This is a genomic window from Actinosynnema pretiosum (assembly GCF_024171695.1).
Classification (GTDB): domain Bacteria; phylum Actinomycetota; class Actinomycetes; order Mycobacteriales; family Pseudonocardiaceae; genus Actinosynnema; species Actinosynnema pretiosum.
The window spans coordinates 264318-274826 of the sequence record NZ_JAMTCF010000002.1 but is presented as its reverse complement, the minus strand read 5'-3'; the positions used below and the strand labels follow the sequence as shown (position 1 = coordinate 274826).

Sequence of the window (10509 nt, the reverse complement as noted above, 5' to 3'; positions counted from 1 at the left end):
CTAGGCCGATCGAGTGAACGAGCTATTCGGAACTGGGGGGAACGTGCAGGGCTTCGAGGACCATCCCGACCTGAACGCCGACGAGCCGTGGGTGCGGCAGGCGCTCGCCCGCTCGAAGCGGGAGCGCAGGCGGGCGCGGCTGCGCTCGCGGGGCGCGAAGGCCGGGTACGCGGCGCTGGCGCTGGCGGTCGCCGCCGGGGCGGCGTTCTGGCTGCGCGGCGCGGACCTGCCGGGCGGAGCGGCGCGGGTCGGGGCGGCGGCGACCGGGTCGACCGCCACCACGACGACCGAGGCCACTGCGGTCTCGACCGTGGACGACTGGCGCCGGGTCGACCCGGCCGACCCGTTCGCGGGCACCCCGGCCGCCACCTGGGCGGACGGCGCGGCGGGCGTCACCGTGCCGCAGGCCGCGCCGGTGGGCCCGTACGGCGCCGAGGAGGTCGCGGCGGCCTACGAGCGGGCGCGGCAGCTCGTGGTCGCCGCCAGGCTCGACCGCAGGACGCTGGTCGACCACGACCCGGAGCCCCTGCTGTCGCTGCTCGCGCCGGACAGCCACCAGCAGGTGCGCGACAGCCTCGCCGCCTCCTCCGGCTCCAGCCTCGTGACCAGGGTGGCGCGCGGGTTCGCGCTGCTGCCCGTCGAGCCGAAGGTGACGGGCTCGATGAGCGCGGGCCTCGACCCCGAGGGCAACCTCCTGGTCACCACCGACTACCTGTTCGCCTACGCGTTCGCCTTCGGCGACCGGGACCGCGTGTTCAACCCCATGCAGACGGTGGTGGTGACCAGGATGAGGACGGAGTACTCGCTGGTCTCCGGCAACCAGTACGCGCCGGGCAGCCAGGGCGCCTGGTTCACCTCGTCGGAGGGGTACACCTACTCGATGGCCTGCGGCCCCGCCCGCGAGGGCTTCATCGCCCCCGCCTACTCCGAGCAGGCGTTGGAGACCGCGCCCAGCACGACGGCCCCGCCCGAGCGCTACTTCGACCCGTCCATGCCCGTCGCCCTGGAAGAGGACGGCTGCGAGCAGTGACGGCCGGGCCGAGGGGGTGAGCGCGAACGGGGTTGGTGCGGCGGTGAGAGGCAGGCGGGCGCTGTCCGCGCTGGTGGCGCTCGCGCTCGTCGCGTCGACGGGCGTGCTGGTGGCGCGGTCGGGCTGGTGGCCCGCCGCCGCGTCCCCGGTGGGCGTAGGCGTGCCCGCCGACTACCGGTACGACCCGGCGCACCCCTTCCGGGGGACCCCGGCCGAGGACTGGGCCGAGGGCTCGGCGGGCATCGTCCCGCCGCCCGCCGGACCGCTGGTCGGGCTCACCTCGGACGAGGTCGCCAACGCCTACGACCGGGTGCGCGCCATGCTGGTGACCGCCCGGCTCGACCACCGCTCGCTCCTGGGCCACGACGCCGAGCCCGCGCTGGCGCTGTTCGCCACGACCTACCGGGCGCACGCGCGCACGGCGGTCGAGCTGGGCGTGAACGCCGACGCGGTGCTGACCAGGATCGCGGGCGACCAGGCGCTGCTCCCGGTCGCGCCGAGGGTGACCGGCTCGATGCGCGCCGAGGTTCGCCCGGACGGTCTGCTGGTCGTGCGCACCGACTACCTGTTCGCCCACGCCTTCGCCTACCCCGACCCGGACGGGGTGCGCTCGCCGATGGAGGTCGTGGCGCTGGTCAGGCACAAGGCGGACTACCTCGTCGTGGTGGAGGACGCCGACCACGAGCAGTTGTGGCAGGAGACCCACTCGGGTTACGCCTACTCGGTGTCCTGCGAGGCCTACGCGCACGGCTACCTGGCCCCGGCGCACTCGGTCCGAGGCCGTTCGGCGGAGTCGGTTACCCGGAATCCCCGACCGCTCACGCTCCGGTACTTCGACCTCGACCGGGTGACCGAGGCCCTGGCCGGTTGCTACGAGTAGGAGACCAATCCCGGCCCCGCGAGTGACAATGGTCCTGGTCGGAAGTGACAATGGGCCCATGACCACCAGGCCACCGCTGCACGACGTCGACGAGTCCCAGCTGGAAGTCACCGGTCCCAAGCAGTGGGCCGCTGGCATTCCCGGTGTGGCGGTGTCGCTGCGCCGGGGCGTGGAGCAGATGGGCGTCACGCGCACCGTCACCACACTCCGGCTGCTCAACCAGCGCGAGGGGTTCGACTGCCCCGGTTGCGCTTGGCCGGAGCCGCAGGGGCACCGCAAGCTGGCCGAGTTCTGCGAGAACGGCGCCAAGGCCGTCGCCGAGGAGGCGACCCGCCGCCGCGCCGGGCGCGAGTTCTTCGCCGCCCACCCGGTCGCCGAGCTCGCCGAGAAGACCGACTACTGGCTCGGCCAGCAGGGCAGGCTCACCGAGCCCATGGTGCTGCGCCAGGGCGCCACCCACTACGAGCCCATCTCCTGGACGGCCGCCTTCGAGCTGGTCGCCGAGCACCTCAACGCGCTCGACGACCCCGACCAGGCGCTGTTCTACACCTCGGGCCGCACCAGCAACGAGGCCGCGTTCGCCTACCAGCTGCTGGTCCGCTCGTTCGGCACGAACAACCTGCCGGACTGCTCCAACATGTGCCACGAGTCCTCCGGCGCCGCGCTGTCCGAGACCACCGGCATCGGCAAGGGCTCGGTGAGCATCAACGACTTCACCAAGGCCGAGCTGATCGTCGTGGTGGGCCAGAACCCCGGCACCAACCACCCCCGGATGCTCGCCGCCCTCGAGGACGCGAAGAAGGCCGGGGCGAAGATCGTCACGGTCAACCCGCTGCCCGAGGCCGGGCTGCTGCGCTTCAAGAACCCGCAGAACCTGAGCGGCCTGATCGGCTCGGGCACCGCCCTCACCGACGAGTTCCTGCAGATCAAGCTCGGTGGCGACCAGGCGCTGTTCCAGGCCGTCGGGCACCTGCTGCTGGCGTGGGACGCGATCGACAAGGACTTCATCGAGAACAGCACCGACGGGTTCGAGGCCTACGCCGAGAGCGTCCGCGAGATCGACTGGGACGTGATCCTGGGCGCGACCGGCCTCACCCGCGCCGAGATCGAGAAGTTCGCCCGCATGGTCGCCGAGTCCAACGCGACGATCATGTGCTGGGCGATGGGCCTGACCCAGCACAAGCACTCGGTCGCGACCATCCGCGAGCTGAGCAACGTGATCATGGCGCGCGGCATGATCGGCAAGCCGGGCGCGGGCCTGTGCCCGGTGCGCGGCCACTCCAACGTCCAGGGCGACCGGACCATGGGCATCTGGGAGAAGATGCCGGAGAAGTTCATGGTCGGGCTGGAGGAGGAGTTCGGCATCCAGGTGCCGCGCAAGCACGGCCACGACACCGTCGAGGGCATCAAGGCGATGCGCGCGGGCGAGGCCAAGGTGTTCATCGCGATGGGCGGCAACTTCGTGTCGGCCACCCCGGACACCCGCGTCACCGAGGCGGCGCTGCGGCAGTGCACGCTGACCGTGCAGGTCTCGACCAAGCTCAACCGCTCGCACGCCGTGCACGGCCAGGTCGCGCTGATCCTGCCCGCGCTGGGCCGCACCGAGGAGGACGTGCAGCACACCGGCGAGCAGTTCGTCACCGTCGAGGACTCCATGTCCGTGGTGCACCGCTCGCGCGGCAGGCTGACCCCCGCCAGCGACCAGCTGCTGTCCGAGATCTCCATCGTGTGCAGGCTCGCCCGCGCGCTGCTCGGCCCGGAGCACCCGGTGCGCTGGGAGGAGATGGAGAAGGACTACGACGTCATCCGCGAGCACATCGCGAACGTCGTGCCCGGCTGCCAGGACTACAACCGGCGGGTGCGCCAGCCCGACGGGTTCGTGCTGCCGCACGCGCCGCGCGACGCCCGCGAGTTCACCGGCACCCGGACCGGCAAGGCGCAGTTCGCGGCCAACGAGCTGACCGTGCTGCCGGTGCCCGAGGGCAGGCTGATGCTCCAGACCATGCGCAGCCACGACCAGTACAACACCACCATCTACGGCCTGGACGACCGCTACCGCGGCGTCAAGGACGGCAGGCGCGTGGTGTTCGTCAACCCGGACGACCTGGTCGCGCTGGGCTTCCGGGACGGCGAGATGGTCGACCTGGTCAGCGAGTGGCCGGAGGACCCGAGCGGGACCGTGGAGCGCAAGGCCGAGAAGTTCCGGATCGTGTCGTACCCGACCGCGAAGGGGTGCGCCGCGGCGTACTTCCCCGAGGCGAACCCGCTGATCCCGCTGGAGTCCACGGCGGACATCTCGGGCACGCCCACCTCCAAGTCGGTCGTCCTGCGCCTGGAGAAGATCGCGTGAGGCGCGCGCCGGCGGCGTGGTTCCTGGTGCTCGTGGTCGCGGGCTGCACGGGTGGGCAGGAGCCCGCTCCGAGCGGGACGACGGCGGCAGGTCCCACGTCGACCGGCGCGGCCAACGGGGCGAACTGCGCGCGGTTCGCCCCGGCCGACGTGGTCGGCCCCGCGCTGGGGCTGGTGCTCGGCAACCCGCGCGAGTTCGTCGACGGGCAGACCCTGACCTGCGAGTACGCGCGGGGCGGTGTGGAGACCGAGGTGCGGTTCCGGTCCGGGGTGGACGCCGAGGCGTTCGCCGGTGGCCGGAAGGCGGCCGAGGACGACGGGCTGCGGGTGGTGGACCTGCCGGACTTCCACGAGCAGGCGTACGCGGCCACCAGGGGCTCGGGCGAGGTCGTGCAGACCAGCGTGGTGGCCAGGCAGGGCGGGCTGGAGGTCTCGGTGACCTCGGGCGCGAGCGAGACCTCGGCGCGCGAGCTGGTCACCCAGCTCATCGAGCGGCGGAGCTAGGCGGGCCCCCGAGCGGATCTCCTCGGGCGGGTCCGCTCAGGCGGACCCGTTCAGGCGGGTCAGCACGGCCATCGCCGCGTTGTGCCCGCCGATCCCGCTGACCCCGCCGCCGCGCCGGGCGCCCGCCCCGCACACCAGCAGGTTGTCGACGTCGGTCTCCACGCCCCACGTCCCGACCTGCTCGGGCTCCTGGGCGAACGGCCAGTCCAGGTCGCCGTGGAAGATGTGCCCGCGCGGCAGGCCGATCTCGGCTTCGAGGTCGAGCGGGGTGCGGGCCTCCAGGCACGGGCGACCGTCGGCGTCCACGGCCAGGCAGCCCTCGACCGGCTCCACGAGGTGCTCGTTGAGCGCGGTCAGGTACCGGCTGACCAGGTGCTCGCGCAGTCCGGCGTTGTCGCCGTCGAACAGCCGCGCCGGGGTGTGCAGGCCGAACAGGGTGAGCGTGTGCCACCCGCGCCCGGCCAGGCCCGGATCGAGGATCGACGGGTCGGTCAGCGTGTGGCAGTACATCTCGGCGGGCAGCACCTCGGGCACCCGACCGGCCGCGCTGTCCCGGTAGGCGCTCTCCAAGGCCTCGTAGGACTCGTCCAAGTGCAGCGTGCCCGCGAACGCCACCTCGGGGTCCACCCCGGACCGGAGCCTCGGCAGCCGCTCCAGCAGCATGTTCACCTTCAGCTGGCACCCGTCCGCGACCGCGCCGACCGGCAGCCCGCGCAACCGCGCCAGCTCCGCCGGGGCGACGTTGGCCAGCGCGAACCGGGCGCCCACCGCGCGCACGTCCCCGTCCCGGTCGCGGAACTCGACCTCGGCCACCCGGCCGTCGGCGCGCACCGAGGTCACCTCGGCCCCGGTCACCACCTCGGCCCCGGCGGCGCGGGCGACCCGCAGCAGCTCGGCGGTCACCGCCCCCATGCCGCCGACCGGCACCCGCCACTCCCCCGTGCCGTTGCCGACCACGTGGTAGAGGAAGCACCGGTTGGCCGCCAGGTCCGCGTCCAGCGACGCGTGCGTGCCGATCAGCGCGTCGGTGGCCACGACCCCGCGCACCACGTCGTGCGCGAACCGCTCCCGCAGCGCCTCGCCGATCGGCCGCTCGAACAGCGGGCCCCACAGCCCGCCCGCGAGGTGCTCGACGCGCTCCCGCGAGGGCAGCGGTCCCAGCAGCGTGGGGGCCAGCGCGGACGCCAGGGCGTCCACCTCGCCGCACCACCCCCGCCACGCCTCCCAGTCGCTCTCCGAGCCGCTGAGGGCCCGGAACGAGGAGGCCGTGGCGGGACCGGGTTCCCGCTCCACCAGGAGCCCGGCCCCGCCGATCACCGGCGTGTAGGACGACACCGCGCGTGAGCGCAGTTCCAGCCTCAGGCCCAGATCGGTGATGATCCGATCGGGCAGGAGGCTGACCAGGTAGGAGTACCGCGACAAGCGGGCAGGCACGCCTGTGAACGCCTGCTCGCCGACCGCGGCCCCTCCGACCTGCGGCAGCTTCTCCAGCACCAGGACCGAACGACCGGCCCCGGCCAGGTAAGCGGCGGCGACGAGGCCGTTGTGGCCTCCGCCGACGACTACCGCGTCGTATAACCCGTCCACCGCCGGTCCTCCTATCCGGTGAACAATGCGGTCACCTTGCGGATGAGCTCGAACAGCCCGTAGGCCAGCGGCACGCCGACCCACAGCCAGGACACGACCACCAGCGCGGTCCGCTTGTTCCCGGTCTGCCCGACCTCGGTCCGCTCTCCCGTCGTCTCGCTCACGACTTCACCTCCTGCAGCACCGGCTCGTGGTACTTGGCCGCGACCGGCTTGACCAGCTCGTTGGCGACGAACCCGATGACCAGCAGCCCGATCATGATGAACAGCGACGTCGAGTACAGGTCGGGACCGACCTTGCCCGCCGCCTTCTGGCTGTCGGCGATCGCGTTGATGATCAGCGGCCCGAGCACGCCCGCCGTGGACCACGCGGTCAGCAGGCGGCCGTGGATCGCGCCCACCTGGTAGGTGCCGAACAGGTCCTTCAGGTAGGCCGGGATCGTGGCGAAGCCCGCGCCGTAGAAGGACAGGATCAGCATCGCGCAGAGCACGAACAGCAGCTTGGACGAGCCGCCGAACAGCGCCAGCACCAGGTACACGAGCGCGCCCGCGCCCAGGTACAGCCGGTAGATGTTCTTGCGGCCCACGATGTCGGACACCGAGGACCACACGATCCGGCCCGCCATGTTCATCAGCGACAGCAGCGCCACGAAACCGGCGGCGGCGCTGGCCGCGACCGGGGTCGCGGTGTCGGCGAAGAAGTCCCGGATCATCGGCGAGGCCTTCTCCAGGATGCCGATGCCCGCCGTCACGTTGAAGCACAGCACGACCCACAGGCACCAGAACTGCGGGGTGCGCAGCGCGTTGCGGGCCGAGACGTTGACCGGCGGGGCGGACACGCCGCCCTGGCCGGACCCGGCGGACACGCCCGAGGTGGCCGCCGCGGGCAGGGCCTTGGGCACCCTGATCAGCAGCACGCCGAGGGACATGAACACCGCGTAGACCAGGCCGTGCACCAGGAACGCCGTGGCGATCCCGTGCGGGGTGCTGCCGAACGAGCTCAGCATCTGGGCGGACCACGGCGAGGCGATCAACGCTCCGCCGCCGAAGCCCATGATCGCGATACCGGTGGCCATGCCGGGGCGGTCCGGGAACCACTTCATCAGCGTGGAGACCGGCGAGATGTAGCCGATGCCCAGGCCGATGCCGCCGACGAAGCCGTAGCCGAGGACGACCAGCCAGTACTGCTCGGTCCACGCGCCGAGCGCCGCGATCAGGAAGCCCGTCGAGAAGCAGGTCGCCGAGACGAACATCGCCCAGCGCGGGCCGTTGCGCTCGACGAACGTGCCGCCGAACGCCGCGGACAGGCCGAGCATCACGATGGCCAGCTGGAACGGCAGCGCGCTCTGCGTGCCGTTGAGGTCCAGCGCCTTCTCCAGCGGGGGTTTGAATACGCTCCACGCGTACGCCTGTCCGATGGACAGGTGCACTGACAGTGCGGCCGGTGGCACCAACCACCTGTTCCAATCAGGTGAAGCCACTGTCCGCGAACGGTCGAGGAACCCCACTGTTCATCACCTCCGTAACCTTGTGTGTCGAACCACGGGAAACTTAGCCTGCGAAAGGAGTTCCAGGTGGGCCGTGTCACAGTTCGTCGCCCAGTGGTGACCTATTCGCGCCGGGCAGAACGTCGGAAGGTCGATTCGCTGGCGGCCGAGGAGCCGTTGGAGCTGAGGGTGAACGGCAAAGCACTCGCCGTCACCATGCGCACTCCGGGCAAGGACGTGGAGCTCGCGCACGGGTTCCTGCTCAGCGAGGGCGTCATCGGCCACCTGTCCGACGTCGCGATCGCGCGCTTCTGCGAGGGCACCGGCCCGGACGGGGAGAACACCTACAACGTCCTGGACCTGGCGCTCGCGGAGGGCGTGGCGCCGCCGGAGGTCGGGGTCGAGCGCAACTTCTACACCACCTCCTCGTGCGGGGTCTGCGGAAAGGCCGCGCTGGACGCGGTCAAGCTCAAGACCCGCTTCTCCCCCGCTGGGGATTCGACCACGGTAGACGTGGATGTGCTCACCGCGCTTCCCGACGACCTGCGGGAACGCCAGAAGGTGTTCGCCTCGACCGGGGGGCTGCACGCCGCCGGGCTGTTCACGGCGGACGGGCAGGCGCTGGTCGTGCGGGAGGACGTCGGCAGGCACAACGCCGTGGACAAGGTCCTCGGGTGGGCGGTGCTGAACAACCGGATTCCCCTGACCGGTACGGTTCTCATGGTCTCCGGGCGGGCTTCGTTCGAGCTGGTGCAGAAAGCCGCGATGGCGGGCGTTCCGGTGCTGGCAGCGGTGTCGGCGCCCTCGTCGCTCGCGGCGGACCTGGCCGAGGAGCAGGGCGTGACCCTCGTCGGATTCCTGCGCGGAGACTCGATGAACGTGTACACCGGACACGAGCGGGTGACCGCTTGACTCGTCCACCACGGACGGCCACCGCCAGACGGGCGGTGGCCGCTCCGCTGTGCGACGAATTCCAGCACTGCGGGTGACGTGCCGACGCCGTCCTGTCACCAAGGGCTGGGGCTCGACCCCGGTCCCGCGTCCGGTGGGAGAAGACGGTCGCCCTCGCGAGCGGTGAGCGCGCGAGGGCCGGTGTGGGAGGGTGCATGGTCAGCAGGCGCGCGGTTCTGGGCGCGCTCGGCGCGCTCGGGGCACTGGGGGCGGGCGCTGCGGGGGTGTCCGCCGCGCTGGGCGGCGAGGAGCCACTGCCGCCGCGCGCGAACCAGGCCGCGGCCGGGGGCGCCATGAGCACCCCCAAGGGCGGCTCGAACGGCTTCAAGCCCGCCGTGCGGCGGTTGCTCGTCCAGTCGGAACGGCTGTACTCCGCCCAGCGCGGCAAGGAGGTCACGTTCCTGACGGTCGCGCCCCCCGGTGTGGAGACGCTGAAGCTGCCCATGGTGCTGCTGCTGCACGGCCTCTACGGCAAGGCGCAGGACGCGCTCGTGGGCAACCTGCCCGACGTGCTGGTGTCGGCCGTGGCCAAGGGCGCGGTTCCCCCGTTCGGGTTCGTCTCGGTGGACGGGGACAACAACTACTGGCACGAGAACGTGGCGGGCGACGACCCGATGGGGATGCTGCTGGAGGAGGTGCCCCGGTGGCTGGCCGACCGCGGGTTCTCCCGGCCGGTCGCCTGCGCGGGCGTGTCGATGGGCGGGTTCGGGGCGCTGCTGTACGCGCGGCGCAAGATCGAGCGCAAGGAGCGGATCAAGGCGGTCGCCGCGATCTCGCCGGGGCTGCTGACCTCCTGGACGGAGATGTCCAAGCGCAAGGCGTTCCAGAACGTCGGCCAGTGGGAGTCGCTGGACCCGCTGCGGCACCCGGACAAGCTGAAGAACCTGCCGGTCGGGGTGTGGGTCGGCGACCGGGACCCGTTCATCGAGGGCACCAAGAAGTTCATCCAGACGGTGAGGCCCGAGGTCGGCTCGGTGACGTCCGGTGGGCACAACGACGAGTTCTACAAGACCATCACCCCGGACGTGGTCCGCTTCCTGGGCAAGCAGCTCAGCGCGACGTGACCGGGTGGCGCGGCGCGCGGAAGGTCGGCACGAGGGCCGCCCGCGCGGCGGTCGGCGCAGGGGTGATCAGCGCGGCGTGAGGGGGGTGCGGTTGCTGCGGACCCACTTCAGCGCCGCGCCCCACGGGCCGTAGCCCGCGTCCGTGTTGAGGTGCGCGCCGCCGACGATGACGTCCAGTTCGAGCCTCAGCGCGCCCGCCAACTCCTTGGCCTGCTCCAGGCTGCAGAACGGGTCGCCCTCGCCGACCACGAGCCTGGTGTCGGCCGAGGCGGCGCGCGGGGCGTCCGGCTCCAGCGGGCAGTCCAGGAACCGCGCGGGGATCGCGATCTCACCCGCGTAGCGCGGGCTTGGCGGGCCGACCAGCAGCACGCGGTCCACGCGCAGCGCCGGGTCGGTCAGGGTGGCGGCGTGGTGCAGCCACAGCAGGCACGCCAGGGAGTGCGCGGCGACGACCCGCTCCACGCCGGTGGGAGCCGCGGCCAGGTGAGCGCGGAGCTCACCCAGCCACACCTCCAGCTCCGGCGCGTCGGGATCGGTGAACGACGGGACGTCCACCTGGGCACCGTGCGCCGCCAGTTCCCCCGCCAGCCACGTCTGCCAGTGCTCGGGCCCGGAACCTCCGAGGCCGTGCAGCAGCAGGACGTGGGGCGGGGACACC

The 10509-nt window shown here is 72.1% G+C and carries 10 protein-coding genes; 6 read left to right on the top strand and 4 right to left on the bottom strand.

The features are described from left to right. The first annotated feature begins 13 nt into the window (after positions 1-13). From LV78_RS04520 to LV78_RS04505, 4 genes are read left to right on the top strand one after another with little or no spacing between them, the layout of a single operon-like run. Positions 14-1030 (top strand): hypothetical protein, encoded by a 1017-nt coding sequence (locus tag LV78_RS04520; protein WP_253843451.1) that lies wholly within the window; start codon positions 14-16, stop codon positions 1028-1030. 43 nt (positions 1031-1073) lie between these two features. Further along, positions 1074-1910, top strand: coding sequence for a hypothetical protein (locus LV78_RS04515; protein ID WP_253843450.1), 837 nt, complete (start codon positions 1074-1076; stop codon positions 1908-1910). A gap of 58 nt (positions 1911-1968) precedes the next feature. Next, positions 1969-4260, top strand: a complete 2292-nt coding sequence (locus LV78_RS04510; RefSeq protein ID WP_253843449.1) for an FdhF/YdeP family oxidoreductase — start codon at positions 1969-1971, stop codon at positions 4258-4260. After that, positions 4257-4763 carry a hypothetical protein gene (locus tag LV78_RS04505; protein ID WP_253843448.1) on the top strand — a complete coding sequence of 169 codons (507 nt, stop codon included), beginning with the start codon at positions 4257-4259 and terminating at the stop codon, positions 4761-4763. The genes LV78_RS04510 and LV78_RS04505 overlap by 4 nt, the downstream gene beginning before the upstream one ends. 36 nt (positions 4764-4799) lie before the next feature. On the opposite strand, the gene LV78_RS04500 is transcribed toward LV78_RS04505, so the two are convergent. Genes LV78_RS04500 through LV78_RS04490 form a run of 3 tightly spaced genes read right to left on the bottom strand, consistent with a single transcriptional unit; the run spans position 4800 to position 7857 of the window. Continuing rightward, positions 4800-6350, bottom strand: coding sequence for a phytoene desaturase family protein (locus LV78_RS04500; RefSeq protein WP_253843447.1), 1551 nt, complete (start codon positions 6348-6350; stop codon positions 4800-4802). A gap of 11 nt (positions 6351-6361) precedes the next feature. Beyond that, on the bottom strand, positions 6362-6514 hold the full coding sequence (locus LV78_RS04495) for an MFS transporter small subunit (protein WP_253843795.1): 153 nt from the start codon (positions 6512-6514) through the stop codon (positions 6362-6364). After that, positions 6511-7857, bottom strand: a complete 1347-nt coding sequence (locus tag LV78_RS04490) for an OFA family MFS transporter (protein WP_253843446.1) — start codon at positions 7855-7857, stop codon at positions 6511-6513. The genes LV78_RS04495 and LV78_RS04490 overlap by 4 nt, the downstream gene beginning before the upstream one ends. Before the next feature lie 66 nt (positions 7858-7923). Here LV78_RS04490 and fdhD point away from each other — a divergent pair, with 66 nt between their 5' ends. Both fdhD and LV78_RS04480 read left to right on the top strand, forming a co-directional pair. Then, on the top strand, positions 7924-8748 hold the full coding sequence (gene fdhD / locus LV78_RS04485) for a formate dehydrogenase accessory sulfurtransferase FdhD (RefSeq protein ID WP_253843445.1): 825 nt from the start codon (positions 7924-7926) through the stop codon (positions 8746-8748). A 194-nt stretch (positions 8749-8942) separates the two neighbouring features. Then, a complete protein-coding gene (locus LV78_RS04480; protein ID WP_253843444.1) occupies positions 8943-9851 on the top strand; it encodes an alpha/beta hydrolase in 909 nt (302 codons plus the stop codon). A gap of 66 nt (positions 9852-9917) precedes the next feature. On the opposite strand, the gene LV78_RS04475 is transcribed toward LV78_RS04480, so the two are convergent. Continuing rightward, complete coding sequence (locus tag LV78_RS04475) at positions 9918-10508, bottom strand: RBBP9/YdeN family alpha/beta hydrolase (RefSeq protein WP_253843443.1); 591 nt, start codon at positions 10506-10508, stop codon at positions 9918-9920. Position 10509: the final 1 nt, after the last annotated feature.

What these genes read in the sequence shown, in the direction of transcription:
- LV78_RS04510 (WP_253843449.1), top strand. Translation starts at nt 1,969, where the DNA reads ATGACCACCAGGCCACCGCTGCACGACGTCGACGAGTCCCAGCTGGAA.
- LV78_RS04480 (WP_253843444.1), top strand. Translation starts at nt 8,943, where the DNA reads ATGGTCAGCAGGCGCGCGGTTCTGGGCGCGCTCGGCGCGCTCGGGGCA.